This window comes from Microcoleus sp. M2_D5, from assembly GCF_036701935.1.
Lineage (GTDB): Bacteria > Cyanobacteriota > Cyanobacteriia > Cyanobacteriales > Microcoleaceae > Microcoleus.
Map to the genome: position 1 here is coordinate 25,604 of NZ_JAUBRP010000048.1, position 22,127 is coordinate 47,730.

Below are 22,127 nucleotides of genomic sequence, written 5' to 3' on the forward strand. Positions count from 1 at the left end.
TCTCAGTTAAGACATTAACAGATTGACTAATTTTTGTGTAATGGGAAAACCAGTCTGACGCTCAAAATGTCTGAACATCGGACTAGGATTAGCCTCTAAAAATACATACTCACCGTTGGGCTTGAGACGCCAATCAATAGCAGTCCAATCGAGCATAAATGCTTTTAATATTGCTAAACATTGTTGGTGAACTGATTCGGGCAAATCTATCGGAATTAACTCGGACTCTATATCTTCCCGAAAGTCCAAAGCTTGACTGCGAATTTCCGCAGAATAAACTGATTCACCAATAACATAACTGCGAATATTTGTCCCAGGAATATACTCTTGTATTGTGATTGGTGAAATGCTTAAAGCCAAGTTCAGCCGATTAGGTTCTAAATGCGCCTCTGTCACCAACTTGGTATGAGCACCACCATAAACTGGCTTAAAAATTACTTTTTTCTGAGATTGGAAAAATTCCATAACTTGGTCTGGATTGTTACTGATTAAAGTTGCAGGAATCGTCACTCCTATTTGCTTTGCCAGACTCAGTTGTAGGGGTTTTTCTTTATGAAATTGGTATGCCTGCCAGGAATTAATCCAGCGAGCCCGACAAGCTTGCATTAGCGATCGCACCGTACTCATGGAATCGTTCCATGCAACTTGCTGTTGATTTGCATCTTTTAAATGTGCAACGCCAACACCGGAAAAATTGCGCCAAAATACACTGTGAATATCTTGAAAATTCAACTGGCGACCTCCGGGTAGCGTCAAGCACCCTACCAGAGTATCAGGTTGCCAAGACAGACGTAACTGTCTGGGAAACAGATAGGTATCTAAATAATCTACTTCTGCACCGGCTTGAGTGAGAGCATCTTTTATATGAGCAGCATGAGCATCTGAATCGTTACCCAGAATTAAAATGTTCATGGGAAATTTGAAAATTAAAAATGTGCTAAAATCAAGTACAAATATGAAAAGTCGCATCACTTGTTTTGAGAGTGTTGCAACTTTTTATATATTGAAAAAAAACATCGAGTGAAGCTGAATCTTTGAAAGTCTTATTCAGGAATTAGGCAGAATCTCTACCATTGTCGGCACGAATGATATTACCAATCAAGAGGGCCTCCACCGCCTTCAAACCAAGCTTTCGTGTAAGGTCCTCCACCCTCTTCACCTATAGCCAGAGTGGTCACCGGAGGGTCAATGGGAATAGGCTTGGGAGGAAATCCTCCTCCTCCTTCACTTCCCGGACAGGGAGCTGAGATACAGTGTATCGGACCACCCCCACCTTCTTCACATAGAGCCAGAGTCGTGAAACGAATTCCACCTCCGATGCGGGTGGACTCTTCATCAGTTAGCGTCTCTTCAAAATCCAAATCAACTGCTTCGAGATCGGCAATATCTAGATCGAAAGGATGATTCATAAGAGTATCCTACTTGAGTAAAAGATTAGGTGTATTGACACATAATCTAAATCAAGAGGATGAAGTGATGTTGCCATTTTGGCAAGTTTCAAAGTAAGTATTGTAACTGTCAGTTAAAAAATGTTAAGCTGACTCTAGCGGAGCCATTGTCAGCCCCGCACGGCTCAATTGCATATGATAAAGTTCTGCTTGCTCTTGGGGGCCAACCCAGACGGTGGCCTGGCCTTCGTGGTGGATTTGGTTGGCGAGTTTCCAAGCTCGATCGCTCGTCATCCCTGGAATGTATTTCGTCAAACATTCCACAACGTGCTGAAATGTGTTGAAATCGTCGTTGAGAACTATTACCCGATAGTTGGGATAAGGTTTGCGGGTAACTTGACTCGATCGAACGGGTGCTATGGTTGGTGAAGAGGTCATCGCGCGAACAGCCACTGAAACTACAAAATTCGTAAAATAGTTACCTCTAAAATTATAACACAATTTCAGAATTTTTTAACCCCTACTTGGTATTTCGATCCGCTTCGGGGTTTATTTTCACCACCGAGCCCTGCGTTAAAATTCTCCAGAAACTCTTGTGGGGAGTAGGAGTTAGGTATCCTGCCCCCCATTGATATCATGTCCGATCGATTAACCATAATATCCCGGTCGGGGCGGGTTTTTGAGATGGGAGATTGTGGGCAGGCATTGTTGGCGAACCCGCCCCTACAAAAATCGCCGTCGCTCGACCGGACATGATATGACAGGCTTGTGAGGAGAAATCTATGGCACCGCGGCGATTAAACTGCAGTTAACACTCGATCGACCTCAGAAGTGTCGCCGTCAGAGTACGCTTGCAGCAGAAGTTGCTTTAAATCTTCAATCAGCGGATAGCGGGGGTTCGCTCCGGTACACTGATCGTCAAAAGCGCGATCGGCCATTTCCTCAACGCGAGCAAAGAAGAAATCATCGCTCATTCCCTGACTGGCGAGAGCCTCCTGAATCGTACTCGGAATATCTACCTGACGCTTCAAATCTTCCACGGCTGCGATCAACTTTTCAACTTTCTCATCTTCCGTATCGCCGCCCAAATTCAGATAATCTGCAATTCGAGCATAACGCCACTTGCTGTTAGGATACTTGTTTTGAGAAAAAATCGCTTGTTTGAACGGAACATCCGTTGCATTGTAGCGAATTACGTGGGAAATCATCAGCGCATTTGCTAAACCGTGAGGGACGTGGCAAGTTGCACCTAATTGGTGAGCCATTGAGTGACAAACCCCCAGAAAAGAGTTGGCAAATGCCATCCCGGCGATCGTAGCAGCATAATGTACTTTCTCCCGCGCTTTCGGATCGTTAGCACCATTTTTGTAAGCGCTGGGCAGGTATTTAAACAGCAAACGAATCGCTTCTAAAGCCAAACCATTTGTATACTCAGAAGCCAACACAGAAACATAAGCTTCTAAAGCGTGGGTTAGCGCATCAATGCCGCCGTAAGCAGTCAGTTTCCGGGGCATATTCAGCGTAAGTTCTGGATCGACGATCGCCATACTCGGAGTCAGAGCATAATCAGCCAGCGGATACTTAATCCCCGATCGTTCATCCGTAACAACCGCAAAAGGCGTGACTTCCGAACCCGTGCCCGAAGTAGTTGGAATTGCCACCATAATTGCCTTTGAACCCAAAGGCGGCAGTTCGTATACCCGCTTCCGAATATCCATAAACCGCATCGCCAATCCTTCAAACTCAATTTCTGGATGCTCGTACATCAGCCACATTACTTTAGCAGCATCCATCGGCGAGCCACCACCAAAAGCAACAATCACATCTGGATGGAAACTGTTGCATATTTCTAAACCTTTGCGAACAGTAGCAAGCGAAGGATCTGGTTCCACATCGTAAAATGTGTAGTGATCGATGCCGATTTCTTCCAAACTATCTGTGACTTCCTTAATCAATCCCAATTCAAACAAAGGTTTGTCCGTCACGATCAAAGCACGTTTCTTACCTGCAAGATCCCTCAAAGCTACAGGAAGACAACCCGACTTAAAATAAATCTTCGGAGGAATGCGGAACCAGAGCATATTCTCGCGCCTTTCTGCTACGGTTTTGATATTGAGCAGGTGATGGGGTGTCACGTTGACAGAAATCGAATTATCGCCCCAGCTACCGCAACCGAGGGTAAGGGAAGGATCGAGGCGGAAATTGTACAAATCGCCGATCGCACCTTGAGAAGAAGGGGTATTAATCAGCACCCGCGAAGTCTCTAGTTTGCTTTCAAAATAACGAATGTGGTTCTGATTGTGGGGGGCGGTGTAGAGTACAGAAGTATGTCCGTGTCCGCCAAAAATTATCAGCGCTTCGGCTTTTTCTACTGCTTCCGTAAAGTCCTTGGCGCGGTACATTGCGAGAATCGGCGAAAGTTTTTCACAAGCAAAGGGTTCTTCTTTACCTATCGCATCCACTTCTCCAATCAAAACCCTGATGTTTGACGGCACTGTAAAACCCGCAATCTCCGCCACTTTTTGCACCGATTGACCGACAATTTCGGCATTCAATCGACCATCAATTAAGATTACCTGCCGCACTTTTTCCCGTTCTTGTGCATTGAGGAAATAAGCACCGCGCTTGATAAACTCCAGTTGCACTGCATCGTACACCTCATCAACAACAACCACCGATTGTTCCGAAGCACAAATCGTGCCGTTGTCGAAAGTTTTGCTGAGCAAAATTGAGCTGACAGCCATTTGGATGTGGGCGGTTTCATCGATGATGGCGGGAGTATTGCCCGCGCCGACACCGAGGGATGGATGTCCTGAAGAGTAGGCAGCTTTTACCATTCCCGGCCCGCCAGTTGCCAAAATTAGTTTGATATCGGGGTGCTGCATCAAAGCTTGGGAAAGCGGCACAGTGGGCTCGTCAATCCACCCAATAATATCCGGTGGTGCTCCTGCTGCTACAGCAGCATCGAGGATGATTTTTGCCGCCGCAGCCGTGCAGGATTTTGCCCGGGGATGGGGCGAAAATATAATGCCATTTCTCGTCTTGAGCACGATTAAAGATTTAAAAATGGTGGTGGAAGTCGGGTTAGTTACAGGAACGATTCCCGCTAGCAATCCCACGGGTTCGGCAATGCGTTCGTAGCCAAAATGCCGATCGGACTCGATGATACCGCAAGTCTTGTCGTTTTTGTATTTGTTGTAAATCATTTCCGAGGCAAAATGATTTTTGATTGCTTTATCTTCGATGACTCCCATTCCCGATTCTTTGACTGCTGCTTTGGCTAAGGGAATGCGGGCGGCATTAGCGGCTAAAGCTGCTTGCTTGAATATGCGATCGACCTGTTCTTGAGTGTAGGTAGCAAATTCAGCTTGGGCTGCTTTCACTTTTTGAATGAGCAGTTCTAATTCATCTAAATTGGTAACTTTCATGGGTTCGATCCTGATGTTGTTTTCTTGATAATTATTGCCTAACTTTGTGAGGGGTAGGAAAACCGCAGATTAACGCAGAGCACCGCAGATATTTTCAAGATTGTTTGCGATTTTTGCACGAGGTATTTTAATTATTATATACCGCTAGCTCCGATGGCTTTTACCCCGCGGCTGCGAAAAATGTCAACTGTTTGTTGCACGAGCTCCGGTGAAGCTGGAGGTGTATCTTTGAGCTCGTAATCCAGTTTTAATTGTTCCCATTTGTATTCTCCCATTTTATGAAAGGGTAATACTTCGACTTTTTCCACATTGTTCAGATTGGCAATAAACTCCGCTAGTTTTTCTACGTTTTCTATGTGATCGGTGAGGTGAGGAACTAGAACGAATCGAATCCAGGTCGGCTTATCAATTTCGCTGAGATATTTGGCCATTGCTAAAGTAGGCTCGATGGAAACGTTGGTGACTTTGTAATACAGTTCGGGAATGTAGGATTTGATGTCCAATAAAACCAGATCGGTCTTTTCTAGAACTGGTTTAGCAACTTCTAAAAGACAGAATCCTGATGTGTCTAGGGCTGTATGCAAGCCCATTTGATGACAGCGGGTAAAGATTTCTCTGACAAAATCCGGCTGCATCAACGGTTCGCCGCCGCTGACGGTCACGCCTCCTTTCCGCAGGTATGATTTACATTTTGTAATTTGATCGATTAAATAATCGACGGTTACTTCTTTACCATCGTGGGAGTTGCGGCAGTCGGGATTATGACAGTACAGACAGCGTAAGGGACAGCCTTGGGTGAAGACGATAAACCGGATTCCGGGGCCGTCTACAGTGCCAAATGTTTCGATTGAATGAATGCGACCAATTCCAGACATTGATTTTGCTGTTTGTTGGGATTTTGAGACTAGGGATGAGCGGGATGGCTGGGTTAACTTAAGCCTGGAAACTTGCGGATTTTTCGTTTGGTTGCTGAGGCTAGATCCCCCTAAATCCCCCTTAAGAAGGGGAGTAGGGGTTGACTTTGAGAAGTGGGCGTTTCCCCTCGAATCCCCAGATAGTCGGGGGAATTCAAGAATACTCTTGTTCCCCCCTTCTTAAGGGGGGTTAGGGGCGATCTGGCTTCACGGTTCAACAGCGAAACTAGAAGAAAAAAGAGTTATGCAGAACCAATTATGTAGGCGCTTCTTGAGTCCCCCTCGGCTCGGACTTCGTTTGACTCTTGAGCGGTTTAAACCGCCGATTCCAATGGGATTTAGACGCGTTCGTGGAAAGTCCGTTTAATCACATCTAATTGCTGTTCGCGGGTAAGTTTGATGAAATTAACTGCATAACCGGAGACGCGAATTGTTAGCTGGGGATAGTTTTCTGGATGTTCCATCGCATCTAGTAATGTTTGCCGATCGAGCGCGTTAACATTGATGTGATGGCCGCCATCGTGGAAGTAACCGTCTATAAGACTAACTAGGTTGTTAGTCCGATCGCTCTCCATTCTGCCCAAGGCTTGCGGTAGAATCGAAAAAGTATTCGATATGCCATCTTGACAATCACTGTAAGGCAGTTTTGCTACAGAAGATAAGGATGCGATCGCCCCACAGGAATCTCGGCCGTGCATCGGGTTAGCGCCCGGAGCAAAGGGTTCGCCTGCTTTGCGTCCGTCGGGAGTGCTACCAGTTTTTTTGCCGTAAACTACGTTAGAGGTAATAGTGAGTACCGATTGAGTCGCTACAGCGCCGCGGTAGGTTTTGTGCTGGCGAATTTCGTTCATGAAGCTTTGCACGAGTTCGATGGCTATACTGTCTGCGCGATCGTCATTATTGCCGTATTTGGGGTATTCTCCTTCGATCGAGTAATCTACGGCCAAACCTTCCTCGTTGCGAATCACCTTAACTTTAGCGTTTTTAATCGCCGACAGGGAGTCCGCCACCACCGACAATCCGGCAATTCCGCAGGCCATTGTCCGGTAAACATCGCGATCGTGCAATGCCATTTCCAGGCGTTCGTAGCAGTATTTGTCGTGCATATAGTGAATGACATTCAACGTATTGATATACGTTTTTGCCAACCACGCCATCATGTCGCGGAACCTGGCTCTTACCTCGTCATAATCGAGATATTCGGTAGTAATCGGCGGGAACTGCGGCGCGATTTGGTCGCCGGACTTCTCATCTTTACCGCCGTTAATCGCATAGAGCAAAGTCTTGGCCAAGTTAACTCGCGCGCCGAAAAACTGCATTTGCTTGCCAATTCGCATGGCGGAAACACAACAGGCGATCGCGTAATCATCGCCGTATTGAGGGCGCATCAAGTCGTCGTTTTCGTACTGAATCGAGCTCGTCTCGCTGGATACCTTGGCACAGAATTCTTTGAAGTTGTCCGGCAAGTTTTCCGACCACAAAACGGTGAGATTTGGTTCGGGTGCAGTACCGAGGTTTGAGAGGGTGTGCAAGAATCGGAAACTGTTGCGAGTTACCAATGTTCTACCGTCATCGCTGATACCGCCGATCGCCTCTGTTACCCAAGTTGGATCGCCAGAAAACAGAGCGTTATAGTCGGGAGTTCGCAAAAACCGCACCATGCGGAGTTTCATGACAAAATGGTCGATTAGTTCTTGCAATTCCACTTCGGAATTCGCGCCGCTTTGCAAATCGCGATCGAAATAAATGTCTAAAAACGTCGATACGCGGCCGAGAGACATCGCTGCCCCGTTTTGTTCTTTCACTGCTCCCAAGTAGCCAAAATACACCCACTGGACAGCTTCTCGTGCATTTGCCGCCGGACGGCCAATATCAAAGCCGTAGCTGGCAGCCATTTCTTTTAACTCAAACAATGCCCGAATTTGCTCGGATAACTCTTCGCGCAAGCGAATTGTTGCTTCGTCCATCGCGTCTAGTTCGAGCGATTCTTGCTGTGTTTTTTTATCATCAATCAGGCGATCGACACCGTACAAAGCCACGCGCCGATAGTCACCGATAATGCGCCCGCGTCCGTAGGCATCTGGCAAACCTGTGATGATACCAGAACGTCTCGCCAGACGCATCGAGCGCGTGTAAGCATCGAATACACCATCGTTATGAGTTTTGCGATATTTCGTAAATATTTCTTCTGTTTGCCGATCGAGCTGATAGCCGTAAGCTTCTAAACCTGCCTTGACAACGCGAATCCCGCCAAAGGGCATAATCGCGCGTTTCAAAGGTCGATCGGTTTGCAAACCTACTATTTGTTCTAAGTCGCGATCGATGTATCCTGCTGCATGAGCGGTGATGGATGTGGGAACTTTTGTATCAACATCCAATACACCTTTTTCGCGCTCTTGCTTCATTAGTTCCAGGACTTTTTGCCAAAGCTGCTGGGTTTTTTCGGTTGGTGCTGCGAGAAATTCTGCATTCCCTTCGTAGGGGGTGTAATTTTTTTGAATGAAGTCTCTGACGTTGACTTCCTTTGTCCAGTTGCCTTCAGTAAAGCCGTGCCATTGTACTAACATAGCTTCCTTTCACCTCAATCTTTGTGTTAGCGATATACTTTTTATTTTTCTACCGCTATATCTACTATATATTTAATCTCAATATTTTAAATAGCCTGTTCGCTCTTTGTTACAAAACTTGACTTGCTAATTATGTGGGAAGAATTAAGATAGATAGTATGCAGAACATCCTCTGGGATGTTTGAGGAAGCTCTGACAAAATGGGATTCCGAACTAACACTTTGACAACGGAAATGTTGTTTAATGGCGGGTCGGTAGGAAACCCGCAATGAGATTTTTGGTCGCGAACCGCGAAGACCAGAAGAAGAGGAAGAAAAAGCAGAAAAATAGCAGAAGAATAGCAGAAAAATAGTTCGGATTTGATGCCAGAAGTTTTATCGAAAGTAGAGCAATATTAATTGCTGATTAATTGAAGTAGGGTATTATGCAGATAAATGTAAGAAATCAAAGCACTGCGAGCGATCCGGCTCACGATATTTGGAAAGAACAGCGTCATCCGCTCGATCGGATTTTTAAACCTCAGTCCGTGGCTGTAATCGGCGCAACAGAGAGAGAAGGAAGCGTCGGGCGCACTCTCCTGTGGAACTTGATTCGGAATCCGTTTGGCGGAACAGTTTTTCCAGTGAATCCGCAGCGCCGCAGCGTCTTGGGACTCAAGTCTTATCCTGACATTGCTAGCGTCCCGGAAAGAGTCGATCTGGCGGTGATTGCTACGCCTGCTGCTGGGGTGCCGCAAGTGATCCGCGAATGTATCGCTGCTGGGGTGAAAGGGGCAATTATTGTTTCTGCTGGCTTCAAAGAGATTGGTGCGGCTGGGGAGGCTTTAGAACAGCAAGTTATGGCCGAGGCGCGTCGGGGCGGAATGCGGATTATCGGCCCGAATTGCCTGGGCGTGATGAATCCCGTGCTCGGGCTCAATGCTACTTTTGCAGGTACGATCGCCCGTCCGGGTAATGTCGCTTTCATCAGTCAAAGCGGCGCCCTCTGTACTTCGATTCTCGACTGGAGTTTGGGGGAAAATGTCGGTTTTAGCGCCTTTGTATCGATCGGCTCTATGCTCGATGTCGGCTGGGGCGATCTGATCGAGTATTTCGGGGACGACCCCCACACCCACAGTATCGTTTTGTACATGGAATCAATGGGTGATGCTCGTTCGTTCCTGTCCGCCGCCCGCCCAGTGGCGATCGACAAACCGATCATCATTCTCAAGGTAGGACGTACCGCCGCCGCCGCCCAAGCCGCCGCTTCCCATACGGGAGCTTTGACCGGCAGCGATGACGTGCTTAACGCTGCTTTCCGCCGCTGCGGCGCGTTGCGGGTACATACGATTTCCGATTTGTTCGACATGGCAGAAATTCTGGCCAAGCAACCGCGACCGCAGGGCAACCGACTGTCGATCGTCACCAATGCAGGAGGCCCGGGGGCGATCGCCACCGATGAGTTAATTAGCGGTGGCGGTGCCCTGGCAGATTTGGCACCGGAGACGGTGCAGCGGCTTGATGAGTTTTTGCCACCTCAGTGGAGTCATCACAACCCGATCGATATTTTGGGCGATGCTAGTAGCGATCTTTACGCCAAAACACTAGAAGTTGTCGCTCCCGATCCCAATAGTGACGGATTGCTGGTCATTCTGACACCACAAGCGATGACAAATCCCACCCAAACCGCAGAAAAACTCAAGTCTTACAGCAAACTCCCAAAGCCCTTATTAGCAAGCTGGATGGGCGGTGTGGAAGTTTCAGCGGGAACGAAAATTCTCAATCAGGCAAATATTCCGACTTTCCCTTATCCCGATACCGCCGTCAGGTTATTCAACTATATGTGGCGGTACACGTACAACCTGCGCGCTATCTACGAAACGCCATCTCTCCCCGCTGATTGCGAAATCGAGACTTCCGGGTGTGCGACTGCTGCGAAGATTTTGACTGCCGCCCGCCAAAAAAATCGCACTTTGTTAACCGAGTACGAATCAAAACAGTTGCTAGCAGCTTACGGGATTCCCACCGTAGCGACAGAAATTGCAGCGAGTGCGGCCGAAGCTGTGGAAATTGCCGATCGCCTGGGTTATCCAGTGGTGCTCAAACTCCATTCTGAGACGATTACTCACAAAACTGAGGTGGGGGGCGTACAACTAAATTTAAGCAGTTCTAGCGCTGTAATTAGTGCCTTTGAGGGGATATCAGATCGGGTGCGGGCGATCGAGCCCGCAGCGTTTCTCGGCGTCACCGTGCAGCCGATGGTGCATTTAGAGGGCTACGAATTAATTTTGGGTAGCAGTATCGACCCGCAATTCGGGCCGGTGATGCTGTTTGGTTCCGGCGGACAATTAGTGGAAGTCTTTCAAGATCGATCGCTCGCACTTCCGCCTTTAAATACTACCCTAGCGCGGCGGATGATGGAGCAAACGCGCATCTATAAAGCTTTGCAAGGAGTGCGCGGTCGATCGGCAATTGACCTGGTACAACTCGAACAGTTATTAGTTCGTTTCAGTCAACTGATTGTCGAGCAACCTCAAATTTCCGAGCTCGATATTAATCCACTGTTGGTTTCTCCTGAAGGTGCGATCGCTCTTGATGCCCGTGTTGTTCTCCAGACAACGGAAAACCCCATTTCACCCGCGATTCGCCCCTATCCTACGCAATACGTTCAAACATGGTCAACTAACGGCGATCGTCCCATCACCATCCGTCCGATTCGTCCAGAAGATGAGCCGCTGATGGTGCTGTTCCACGAAGAACTTTCGGAAGAGAGCGTCTATTTGCGCTACGCTCACATGGTAAAGTTAAAGCACCGCATCGCTCACGAACGTTTGACCCGGATTTGTTTTATTGACTACGATCGAGAAATGGTGTTAGTAGCCGATCGCAAGGACTCGGAAACCTCAGAACACCGGATTTTGGGAGTAGCGCGTCTGAGCAAACTCCACGGCACAAACCAAGCCGAATTTGCCCTCATCGTTAGCGATAGCTATCAGCAGCGAGGTTTGGGAACAGAATTATTGAGGCGGATGTTGCAAATTGGTCAGGAAGAGAAATTAGAGGCGATCGTCGGCTACATTCTCAATAGCAACTACAAGATGCAGAGCCTCTGTAAAAAACTCGGATTTGAACTCCAACCAGACCGAGACGAAGGAATGTTGAAAGCTGTTTTTGTTTGCAGCAAGTTTGGTTAAATAATACTGAGATGTTGCACCATTCTCGATAAACCTTTTAGGGGCGGGCTCTCCTGCCCACCCCACAAGAAAATTTACTCTTTGTGGAACATGCATCTTGCCTGTTCTTGATAATGGTGCAACATCTCAGATAATATCAATTCCGGCTGCGCCCCAATGATATCAAATCCGCGTTTCATTGTCCTGATAAAGTTGAATCAAGCTGCCAACAAACAAGCGCGCCATTTTCAGTTTTTTGACTCACAGTCAACAGTCAACAATCACGGACGGTGCAACCGGAATCAATATAATTCTCATTCATCACAACTTTAGTCCTCACTACAAACTTTATCGGTTTGTAGTGAGATAATGTCCGGTCGAGGGACCGTAATTCTTGTAGGGGCGGGTTCACCAACAATACCTGCCAACAATGGACAATCTCAAAAACCCGCCCCGACCGGGATATTACGGTTAATCGTGAGGACATGATATGAGGACTTTAGTCCTCAAACTAAGATGCTACTAAGCCGCAGCCAAATTTGCTGCTGCGAAATCCCAGTTAGCCAAATTATCCAAGAAATTAGTAATGTAGTCGGGACGGCGGTTTTGGAAATCCAAATAATAAGCGTGTTCCCACACATCCAAAGTCAGCAACGGAGTTTGACCGTGTGCTACCGGCGTGTCAGCGTTAGCAGTTTTGGTAACTTTCAAAGTACCGTTGTCTAAAACTAGCCAAGCCCAGCCGCTACCGAACTGAGTTGTCGCAGCCGTCTTGAATTCTTCTTTGAATTTGTCGAAGCTGCCGAAGTCGGCGTTAATTTTGTCAGCTAAAGCTCCTGTCGGAGTGCCGCCGCCGCCCGGTTTGAGGGAATTCCAGAAAAAATTGTGGTTCCAAACTTGACCTGCATTGTTGAAAATGCCGGCTTTGGATGGGTCTTTAGCAGATTCCTTGACAATTTCTTCAAGGGATTTGCTCGCCATTTCCGTTCCTTCAATCAGTTTATTCAGATTGGTCACGTAAGCAGCGTGGTGCTTGTCGTGGTGGAACGAAAAAGTGTTGGCCGACATATGAGCTGGCTCTAGGGCGTCAGCGGCGAAGGGTAACGGTGCAAGTTCAAATGCCATTGTGTTCAATCCTCTCTGGATTACTTTTGGTTTTTGGGCTAACTTTCCGGCTTTTGTATGATTAAAGCCGAGAGTTGCTAGCTTGAGTTTATCAAGCTGTGGTAAATAATTCTTTACAATTTTCATATTTTATAGCAGTTGGGGCATTTCAGCATTCAGACTTGTATTTTTTAGCTATCAAAGCTACTTATTGCAGGATTCACATAGCATAAAGTCTCACTAAATGTCAAGCCACCTGGGTGGCAAATAAAAGTGTGTGTGAAATTGTCAACCGATAGAAATTTTATGAGACTGATAAAGAGATTAAACCTGTAAATTGCCATAGATTAACCTAAGTTCAATTAAGCTGTAAGAAAGCCAAACAAGTTGCAGGATCTGTCAATGGAAAAGCCTTTAAACAACTCGTCGAGTAACCCCCCTCAATGGTTGAATTTGCAATTAATCGTCACCGGTCTGGAAACAGTCCAAGACTTAATTGTAATTTCCCTATGTATTGGTTTGTTTTGTTTCATGGTGCTAGAACTGCGAGAAATGTTCTTCTCGCTGCTACCTCCTTTGAATTTCCAGGAAGTCACGGCAGATATTTTATTTCTATTAGTTTTAGTGGAATTATTTCGCTTGCTAATTATTTACTTGCAAGAAAAAAGAGTTTCGATCGGTGTAGCTGTGGAAGTTTGTATTGTATCAGTTTTGCGAGAAGTGATAGTGCGAGGAGTGCTGGAAACTCCCTCGGTTCAAATATTATCAACAGGCGCATTTTTGCTGGTTTTGGCAGTGTTGTTGGTAGTCCGAGTTTGGTTGCCGCCAACCTTCGAGGGAATTGACCCAGAACGTCGCATGGCTAACAGAAATAGAAAATTTTCAGCGCCTGAATCTTTTTCCGATCCTGTTGCAGTTGATAGCAAGTTTAATTCTCATTGAATATGGCAGGACAGGCGATTTTAGATTTAGTCTTTTATCGCTTGTCACGTTACAGCTATCATTTCCGGTAAAACTGAGATGTTGCACCATTGTCAAGAACGGGCTCTGGGGCCCGTTCCACAAAGAGTAGATTTTCTCCTAGGGTGGGCAGGATATCCCACCTAAAAAAGGATGATTGAGAATGGTGCAAGATGTGAGTTAAGGATCGCGAATTAAATAACTTATAATTTTAATTGTTCTTGTGGGATGGGCTCTTATAGCCCGTCATGAGTGGACGGGCTATAAGAGCCCATCCCACTTTCAAGAGTGGAAGTTATTTAATTCTCATTCCTAAAATCAACCTGATAACGTTTGCAGCGAAAACTAAAATCCTCTGAAAATACAGAGTAATGTAGTCTTAAATACAAACACAAGCTTCATCAGTCATTCCCAATGATTCCCATCTAAAATCTAAAATCTAAAATCTAAAATGGAATTACCCGTTAACCTGCAATTCCTGCAACCGGGCAAACACTTCTTTAGAATGAATCGCCGGATTAATCTTCACAAAAGTTTCGCGCAAAACGCCTTCAGGGTCAATAATAAAACTGTGCCGCGCCGAGATGAAACTCATCCAAGAACCGTAAGCTTTACTCACTTTACCATCCGTATCAGCTAACAGCGGAAACTTCAAACCTTCCGAATCGCAAAATTCCGCGTGGGAATCGACATCATCAGCGCTAATACCGATAATTTGAGTATTCTTTGCCAAGTATTTCGGCAAGTCTTCCTGAAATCTCCGTGCTTCGATCGTACATCCCGATGTAAAGTCTTTCGGATAAAAATAGACTACCAGCCACTTACCGCGATAATCGGACAGGGACACTTGTCCGTCGCCGCTGTTTGTCGGCAAACTAAAATCCGGTGCTGGTTGATTCACTGTCGGAAGCTTGCCACCGAGGGCAAATGCAGGTGTGGCCAAATTGAAACTTAGAAAAACTAGACAAATTGCCAATAAAGTGCTAAAAAACTTGCGACGGGACATCATAAATTTAGAAGTAGAATTGTACTTAAGACAAGTTTACAGTTTTCTGATTAAATGGTAGGGGCAATTCGCGGATTGCTTCTAAAACCCAAAGATCACTCACTCAAATAGCAATTTACCCATGAGCGCTGCACTCCCGTTAACAGGCAAAGCTATAGTAGTCCAGGTAATTAACGGTCAACCCGTTACGATCGAAGTAGACGGCACTAATGCCCCGATTACTGGGGGAAATTTTGTTGACTTAGTTGAACGCGGCATTTACGACGGGGTGATGTTTCACCGAGTTGTGCGCCAGCCAGATCCTTTTGTGGTGCAAGGAGGCGATCCGCGCAGCAGAGATACTACAATTCCAGCAAGTCAATTGGGAACTGGTAGTTTTATTGACCCGGAGACTAATCAGCCGCGTTTTATTCCTTTGGAAATCAAGCCGCAAGGGGCCGCGCAACCTGTTTACAACCAAGTTGTAACTCAGACGCCACAGTTACAGCATAATCGAGGGGCTGTGGCAATGGCTCGTTCTAATGCTTTGGATTCGGCTTCTTCGCAGTTTTATTTTGCTTTGGATGATTTGCCATTTTTGGATGGTAGTTATGCTGTTTTTGGCAACGTTATTGGAGGTTTTGAAACGGTGAATGCGGTGCAGCAGGGCGATCGCCTTTCAACTGCAAAAGTCGTTCAAGGAATCGTTCCCAGCCGGGTTTCTAGCATCATTACCGATGTTAATGCGCTCAACGATTTAATTAATACTACCAATTTCGTAAATCTATCTTTGCGATCCCTCAAGTTGCCAAACACCCCTAACAACTATCAAGTCACTTCCCAAGACTCTCAGCAAAATCCCAGCGGTGTAGTGGGAGGTAGCGCCAACGATCGCATCCTCGGTTCACCGACGGCTGATGCAATTAACGGCAGCCAAGGTAACGATACCCTCACGGGCGAAGCAGGCGACGACTTTCTCAGAGGCGGCAAAGGTAACGACTCCATTAGCGGCGGTGTGGGCGACGATATTATCAACGGAAATCTCGGCGACGATATTATCAATGCCGATGCTGGTAACGACTTTTTGCGAGGCGGCAGAGGTAACGATGTTTTAATCGGCGGCGATGGTAACGATGTTTTAATCGGCGATACTGGCAGCGATACTCTCACTGGTGGTAATGGTGCAGATACTTTTGTTGTAAGCACCTCGGACATAACTACGCTTTTGTTAAATAATGACACCGATATCATACTTGATTTTAAACCGGGAGAGGGCGATCGTATTGGCATTGCTACCAGCAATTTATCAACTGTCTCATTCATTCCGTCCGGAAGCAACACTCTCATTCGATTGATAGATGGTGGAACGGCTGTGGTTCAAAATGTTGCCCCCGCAGTAGTTCAAAGTGCTGCTTTTGCAATTACAGCTAGTAATGTTTCCCCACTTGGTGGCTTGCCACCCGGAGATTCTGCTATCAGAATCGGCTAACTTTAACTATAGGTGTAGGGTGCGCCACAAGCACCTTACCAATGACCAATGACCAATGACCAATGACTAATACCATAGCTGACTAATTTTAGAAACCGCATCTTGATAATAATCCATTCTCCCCTGCAGCTTAAAAAGCCCCGCTGCCTTCTGGAAATCCTCAAATGCTCCATGAACCTCTCTCAATTTATATCTAATCACTCCTCGGTTAAAATAAGCTTTAGCAAAATCGTTATCGAGGCGAATTGCTGACTCAAAATCAGCTAGTGCTGCTAGGGAATTCTCCATTTGCAGGCGGATAGCACCTCGGTCAAAGTAAGATTGAGCTAGATTAGGGTTGAGCAGGAGTGCCGAGTTGTAATCGGCGATCGCCGCAGTATAATGTTTTAAACGAGTCAGCATGAACCCCCGATTGCTGTAATACTTGGCTCGGTAAGGATTGAGTTCGATGGCGGTAGTTAAATCTTCGATCGCCGATTGCTTGTAGCCTAATTTGTAGCGGGCCACACCGCGATCGTTGTAAGCTGACGCGAATTGCGGATTAATGTTAATTGTGGCAGTAAAATTTTTAATAGCGCCCTCCAAGTCTTGTTGTTCGAGATTTTTTAAACCCTGAGTGTAAAACTTTTTGGTACTAACTTTTAAATTTGCCTCTTGTCGGGATTCAGTTTGCTCCCCCGAAAATACGCCGGTAATATTAGTGAATCCCAAAGATTCGATCGAATTGAAAATAGTTGTGACAACTAATTGGGTTGGGAGAAGGGGGATAGTAGGCATGGGAGGAGTGGTGTTCAACTGTATGCTCTTATTTTCCTCCTTACTTCAGCTACTGACAGTGATATCCGTAGTGTCAGGCTCGTGATAAGTTTGATGAGATTTGGTGATGCTGGGGCATTGACTTGTGTGATGAAAGTTCGGCTTAGTTAGTGATGACGATCGCAATTGTGAACAAATGCGTCTACAACCCTTTAAATATAAGGTTTCCCTGCTATATTTGCGCTTTCTTTCTTCCCATATTGAGCAGTTCCTACCGGGATTGTTTGCAGGTATGCCCCTGGGAGAGCGATCGCAACTGTCGGCAGCAAGTATTACTTTGTAGCGATATTCGATCGGGATTTGTCCATCGAACACGGCCATCTTAAACCCGGTTTTTACTCGCCCCCAGAGCACCATTCTCAAGAACAGGCTTTCCGGCCTGTTCCACAAATCACTATTATTTTTGAGTAATATTGCTGAGGAAAGTTGCCGATTATTTGTTATGCTTTGATTAGGCATCAATAATTTATGGCACAAATTAGTGTCACTGAAAAAAGTTATGAGGTTGAAAATTTTCTTCGCTGCATTGTTGGCGATCGTCCTGTTCACTCTCTACTTAACTCCTCCTGTGATGGCCGCGAATGGGGAGGATTTGAGTCACCTATTAAAAGATAATTGGTGCGTCAGCTTTCTGTGGAAGCAATGCGATTTGAGCGCTGTCGATTTGCGGGGCGCTAATCTCCAAGAAGCTAATTTGAGCGGCGCTAATTTGAGCGGCGCTAATTTGTCCGGTGCTAACTTAAAAAATGCTGACCTTTCTGACGCAGACCTCACCGGCGCTAATTTAGCAAATGCTGATATTTTAGGCACGGATCTCAGTCGAGCCAATTTGACAGAAGCTAATTTCAACGGCACGAAGTTGTGGGATGCTAATCTGACTTTGGCAAATCTGAGCCGCGCCAATTTACAAGATGCTAATGTCTTAGATTCTCGACTTTGGGGAAGCAATCTCACGGAAGCTAATTTGGCTGATGCGACGCTGCACGGTGCGGATTTGCAATATGCTAATTTGGCCGACAGTAATTTGACAGGTGCTGACTTGCACAGCTTCTTTTTCCGAGGTTCCAAACAAGTCACAAATTTGAGCAATGCTAATTTAGAAGGCGCTACTTTAACGAGAGCAAATCTCAGAGGTGCGGTGCTGGCAGGGGCAATAATGCCGGATGGGTCTATTAATGAAGAAAGTGGCTTTAATTTACAGTAGAGTAAAATTAAAGTCTGCTTGAATAATTTCAACAACAGGCTTTCATGCCGATTTCGCATTATCGGGTGTAGCTGCGCCCGTTGCCAACAGCTTGTTGAGGATGCTGTCAATCGATTGCGCGATTTTAGATTTTAGATTTTAGATTGAAGCCTTGACCCCACGGATAGATACGTTCGGCAAGTTTCATCGGATACAGGTTTTTATTTCTCCCTCCTGAGTCTCCGAAGGAATGAATCACGTGGCGGGTATCCTGGATGCTTGCGGTCAAGATATCAATTTAAACCAGGGTGCGATCGACCTTTTAACTCCCAACCAGTAAATCTCGCTAAAATCTTAAATCTCAAACCGAACCTGCGCGCATCTGTTACAATTTTCAACAAAGCCAGAACAGCCCCGAACCTGAAGTCACCTGCCTAGGGGTACAAGCCCCCGACAGGAGTCGTGGAGAGCAAAAATATTAGATATTGAGTTTAATCTCCCAGATTCATCTGTAGAGTCTCTCTAAAATCTAAAATCTAAAATCGGCTGTGGAGTCCATCTAAAATCTAAAATCTAAAATCGATGGGCTGTGGACTCAATCTAAAATTTAAAATCTAAAATCTAAAATCTAAAATCTAAAATCGACTGATGGAAACCTTGCAAACTCAACTTTACGAACTCGCACAATTTGCTAATAACTTAGTAAATACTCAACTGACAAACCTCAGTTTAGTCAGCGTCGGAGTCATCTTTCTGGCAGGGTTGCTAACAAGCTTAACGCCCTGTATGCTTTCAATGTTGCCGATCACGATCGGCTACATCGGCGGATACGAAGCAAAAAGTCGCCTGCAAGCAGCAGCCCAGTCGGCGTGGTTTTCCCTGGGATTAGCCACCACCCTTGCGGGTTTAGGTATTGTAGCATCATTTGCCGGACAAGTTTACGGCAAAATTGGCCTGGGTTTGCCAATTATTGTCAGCATTATTGCTATTCTAATGGGGCTGAATTTACTCGAAGCTTTACCCTTGCAAATGCCGTCTTTCGACGCTGTGGGGTGGGTACCGAAAGATTTGCCGGCGGGCGTGCGATCGTACTTATTGGGCTTAACTTTTGGTTTAGTAGCCTCTCCCTGCAGCACTCCGGTTTTAGCTACACTCTTAGCTTGGGTTTCCAAAACGGGAGATACAGTTTTAGGCGGTGTGTTACTGCTGTTTTACGCTGCTGGCTACGTCGCTCCGCTAATAATAGCAGGTACTTTCACTGCCAGCATAAAAAAGCTGTTAGAATTACGTCGGTGGTCGAGTTGGATTACGCCTGTTAGCGGTGTTTTGCTAGTAGGATTTGGCGTTTTCTCTCTGCTTTATCGCATCCTTCCCGCGTAACTTTCGTTCTCTGGACTTCAGTCCTTATTGAGAGATATAGCAATCACTATGGAATGCGTGAATTAACTTTTTTTTCACGAACCGCGAAGACGCGTTAGGCGAAACCGCGCGTAAGCGCTAGAACACGAAGGAAGAAAGAAAGAAAAGAGAAAGAATTCAAAATTGATTGAGACTTTTTCAATAAACATAATAATATTTTGTTCATCTTTTTTTACCTCCTTTCTCTTCCTTCTCCCTTGTGCCATCCGTTACATCCCGTACATTGCTCGTTGCCGAACTTGCTGACATCCGTTACATCCCGTACATTGCTCGTTGCCGAACTTTCTTCCTAATTACCAATGACATCAAAAGAAGTATTTCTATCAAAAGTCTCAAGCTGGGCGACTGCCCCTCAAAAGTTTTTCAAGCGAGAAATTTTGCCGGTGCTAGCAGATTTGCGGCTGGCAATTATCTTGCTGCTGGCGATCGCATTTTTCAGCATTTCCGGCACTGTCATCGAACAAGGCCAATCAGTACCCTTTTACCAATCTAACTATCCAGAACACCCTGCTTTGTTCGGCTTCCTAACTTGGAAAGTTGTGCTAATTGCAGGACTTGACCACGTATACCGCACTTGGTGGTTTTTGTCAATCCTAATTTTGTTCGGCAGCAGCTTAACAGCTTGTACATTTACCCGACAATTTCCCGCACTAAAAGCCGCCCGCCGCTGGAAATTTTATGAAGAACCAAAGCAGTTTGAAAAATTAGCTCTCAGTGCGGAATTAGAAACAGTTGCTTTAACTTCGTTAGAACCACTTTTGCAGCAAAAAAACTACCGCATATTTCGAGAAGGCGAAAAAGTTTATGCCCGCAAGGGAATAATTGGCAAAGTCGGCCCGATTATTGTTCACGCCAGTATGCTAATTATTTTAACTGGGTCGATATGGGGCGCAATGACGGGATTTCTAGGTCAAGAAATGGTTGCCAGCGGCGAAACATTTCAGGTGCAGAATATCTTGGATGCGGGGCCTTGGGCGGGGCCGCAAATACCGAAGGATTGGTCGATGCGAGTTAATCGGTTCTGGATTGATTATAGTCCGAGCGGTGCGATCGACCAATTTTACTCTGACCTGTCAGTTTTGGACAAAACAGGCCAAGAGGTCGATCGTAAAACCATTCACGTTAACGAGCCCCTCAGATATCGGGGAGTCACATTTTATCAAGCAGATTGGGCAATAGCCGCCGTGCGAGTTCGCCTCAACAAAAGCCCGGTTTTACAATTGCCAATGGCTCAGCTAGACACCCAAGGTAAAGGCCGAATTTGGGGTGCTTGGATTCCCACAAAACCAGATTTGAGTGCGGGAGTTTCTCTGCTAGCAAAAGACTTGCAAGGAACGATTTTAGTGTACGGTACGGATGGCAAATTGTTAACTACAGTTCGCGCCGGCACGGCGGTGGAAGTTAACGGAGTCATGCTGACAATTGACGAAGTTGTAGGCAGTACGGGATTGCAAATTAAAGCCGATCCTGGTATTCCGATCGTTTATACTGGCTTCGGGTTGCTAATGCTTAGTGTGCTGATGAGCTATCTGTCTCACTCGCAGATTTGGGCTTTGGAAAAGGACGGCAAACTATACGTCGGCGGGCGCACAAATCGCGCTCAGGTGACTTTTGAAAGAGAAGTTGTGGAGATTTTGGACAAGTTGGCAGAATCGAAACAAGAGGAAGAAAAGAGCGAAATAGCGCCGACTTCTCTAGCTAGTCAAAATTAATTTTATGGTGGGCATTGCCCACCATTGATGTCAACAACCAGGTAAAAGGTAGTATCAGTCTTCTGTCTGAGTCACAATCCCCTCGATCTCTCTTAGCCCCCCTTAAAAAGGGGGAAGAGCATTCAAAGTCACGCCCTACTCCCTTTTTAAGGGGATTTAGGGAGATAGAGACTCGACTACAAGCGACCTTCATTATGGGTTTGAGCCTGGTTGGTGACACGAATGCAATAGATTTTATATCGGAAAATAAGTGAATTTACGTAAATTATGGTACTGCTAATCAGGTAATTTTTAATAAAAGTCAGTGACTATACAATTGTAAATCTTCACAACAAGAGATATCATCTACCCATAGTTATTTAAATTTAAAAAAACTCAATAACTATGGATCAACTTATCCTGGTATTTTTTTATGCCAATTATCGTTCCTTTTGTCCTTCAAACAGTTTTACCTATACTCAGTGCGCTTTTCGCTCTTTTGATTCCTGTACTGGCTCCTGTTATCAAGTTCGCTCTGACTCGCATTCCCAAAATTCCCTCATATATTCGGCTCCTCAAAATTTTGTATTCAGATATTGACTCATCTGCCACAGAGCGAAAAATTATTACTGTTGGACTACTGGTAATTAGTAGCATTGTGACTTTCATGGCTTATTCCGTTATACCTTGGACGGGTGTACCCCTGATCGGTGCTATTACCAGTCCCATTGCTGGCGCTATTGCTCTTGTGGTGGCACTGGCACTTTTAGATATGATTTTTGACATGAATAAAGGCTATTACTTAGAGCGACTAAGAGGAAAAGGTTTTGCTGGATTAAATGACATAGAAACCGATATTAAAGATTTAAAAGATATTTTTGGCAAATCCTGGAAGAAAGTTAAATCTACTATTAACGATGCCAGCCAGAAAATTTATGAAGAGGGCTGTAAGCGTCAGGGTAAACGCATCTTAACTGGAACCCAAAATATGCTACAGTTAAATCCGACTAAATTTCAATGTAGTTTGTTGTA

The 22,127-nt window shown here is 45.7% G+C and carries 17 protein-coding genes; 8 read left to right on the forward strand and 9 right to left on the reverse strand.

The genetic code is table 11. The annotated features are described in order from the left end of the window. Nucleotides 1-6 precede the first annotated feature (6 nt). The 6 genes from QUA50_RS19510 to pflB form a co-directional block, all read right to left on the reverse strand. Entirely contained in the window at nt 7-912 is a 906-nt protein-coding gene (locus QUA50_RS19510) for an MvdC/MvdD family ATP grasp protein (protein WP_333266103.1), read from the reverse strand. A gap of 179 nt (nt 913-1,091) precedes the next feature. After that, entirely contained in the window at nt 1,092-1,409 is a 318-nt protein-coding gene (locus QUA50_RS19515) for a hypothetical protein (RefSeq protein WP_333266101.1), read from the reverse strand. Nucleotides 1,410-1,532: 123 nt separating this feature from the next. Continuing rightward, nucleotides 1,533-1,826, reverse strand: coding sequence for an ATP-dependent Clp protease adapter ClpS (gene clpS / locus QUA50_RS19520; protein ID WP_015178834.1), 294 nt, complete (start codon nt 1,824-1,826; stop codon nt 1,533-1,535). A gap of 359 nt (nt 1,827-2,185) precedes the next feature. Next, entirely contained in the window at nt 2,186-4,816 is a 2,631-nt protein-coding gene (adhE, locus tag QUA50_RS19525; protein WP_333266099.1) for a bifunctional acetaldehyde-CoA/alcohol dehydrogenase, read from the reverse strand. Nucleotides 4,817-4,950: 134 nt separating this feature from the next. Next, the gene (pflA, locus tag QUA50_RS19530) at nt 4,951-5,691 is read right to left on the reverse strand and encodes a pyruvate formate-lyase-activating protein (protein WP_333266097.1); all 741 of its coding nucleotides are present in this window, start codon (nt 5,689-5,691) and stop codon (nt 4,951-4,953) included. A 377-nt stretch (nt 5,692-6,068) separates the two neighbouring features. After that, the gene (gene pflB, locus QUA50_RS19535) at nt 6,069-8,297 is read right to left on the reverse strand and encodes a formate C-acetyltransferase (RefSeq protein ID WP_333266096.1); all 2,229 of its coding nucleotides are present in this window, start codon (nt 8,295-8,297) and stop codon (nt 6,069-6,071) included. Nucleotides 8,298-8,721: 424 nt separating this feature from the next. Between pflB and QUA50_RS19540 the strand changes: the two genes are divergently transcribed. Continuing rightward, a complete protein-coding gene (locus QUA50_RS19540) occupies nt 8,722-11,469 on the forward strand; it encodes a bifunctional acetate--CoA ligase family protein/GNAT family N-acetyltransferase (protein WP_333266094.1) in 2,748 nt (915 codons plus the stop codon). A 501-nt stretch (nt 11,470-11,970) separates the two neighbouring features. Here the strand turns inward: QUA50_RS19540 and QUA50_RS19545 are convergent. Further along, on the reverse strand, nt 11,971-12,573 hold the full coding sequence (locus QUA50_RS19545; protein ID WP_015178829.1) for a superoxide dismutase: 603 nt from the start codon (nt 12,571-12,573) through the stop codon (nt 11,971-11,973). 381 nt (nt 12,574-12,954) lie between these two features. Here QUA50_RS19545 and QUA50_RS19550 point away from each other — a divergent pair, with 381 nt between their 5' ends. Continuing rightward, a complete protein-coding gene (locus tag QUA50_RS19550) occupies nt 12,955-13,494 on the forward strand; it encodes a phosphate-starvation-inducible PsiE family protein (protein ID WP_333266092.1) in 540 nt (179 codons plus the stop codon). A 475-nt stretch (nt 13,495-13,969) separates the two neighbouring features. Here the strand turns inward: QUA50_RS19550 and QUA50_RS19555 are convergent, their stop codons facing one another. Further along, nucleotides 13,970-14,521 (reverse strand): peroxiredoxin, encoded by a 552-nt coding sequence (locus QUA50_RS19555; protein WP_333266090.1) that lies wholly within the window; start codon nt 14,519-14,521, stop codon nt 13,970-13,972. Nucleotides 14,522-14,639: 118 nt separating this feature from the next. Here QUA50_RS19555 and QUA50_RS19560 point away from each other — a divergent pair, with 118 nt between their 5' ends. Beyond that, nucleotides 14,640-15,986: a peptidylprolyl isomerase gene (locus tag QUA50_RS19560; protein WP_333266088.1), complete on the forward strand. Its 1,347-nt coding sequence runs from the start codon at nt 14,640-14,642 to the stop codon at nt 15,984-15,986. A 66-nt stretch (nt 15,987-16,052) separates the two neighbouring features. Here QUA50_RS19560 and QUA50_RS19565 read toward each other — a convergent pair whose 3' ends face one another. Then, a complete protein-coding gene (locus QUA50_RS19565; RefSeq protein ID WP_333266086.1) occupies nt 16,053-16,763 on the reverse strand; it encodes a tetratricopeptide repeat protein in 711 nt (236 codons plus the stop codon). Nucleotides 16,764-16,938: 175 nt separating this feature from the next. Here QUA50_RS19565 and QUA50_RS19570 point away from each other — a divergent pair, with 175 nt between their 5' ends. The 5 genes from QUA50_RS19570 to QUA50_RS19590 form a co-directional block, all read left to right on the forward strand. Then, a complete protein-coding gene (locus tag QUA50_RS19570; RefSeq protein ID WP_333266084.1) occupies nt 16,939-17,085 on the forward strand; it encodes a hypothetical protein in 147 nt (48 codons plus the stop codon). Nucleotides 17,086-17,301: 216 nt separating this feature from the next. Further along, nucleotides 17,302-18,006 carry a pentapeptide repeat-containing protein gene (locus QUA50_RS19575; protein ID WP_333266083.1) on the forward strand — a complete coding sequence of 235 codons (705 nt, stop codon included), beginning with the start codon at nt 17,302-17,304 and terminating at the stop codon, nt 18,004-18,006. A 627-nt stretch (nt 18,007-18,633) separates the two neighbouring features. After that, entirely contained in the window at nt 18,634-19,365 is a 732-nt protein-coding gene (locus QUA50_RS19580) for a cytochrome c biogenesis protein CcdA (protein ID WP_445243183.1), read from the forward strand. A 338-nt stretch (nt 19,366-19,703) separates the two neighbouring features. Then, nucleotides 19,704-21,116 (forward strand): cytochrome c biogenesis protein, encoded by a 1,413-nt coding sequence (locus tag QUA50_RS19585; protein ID WP_333266081.1) that lies wholly within the window; start codon nt 19,704-19,706, stop codon nt 21,114-21,116. Nucleotides 21,117-21,528: 412 nt separating this feature from the next. Further along, nucleotides 21,529-22,127, forward strand: a 599-nt coding sequence (locus tag QUA50_RS19590; RefSeq protein WP_333266079.1) for a hypothetical protein, incomplete at its 3' end; no start/stop codon positions are given.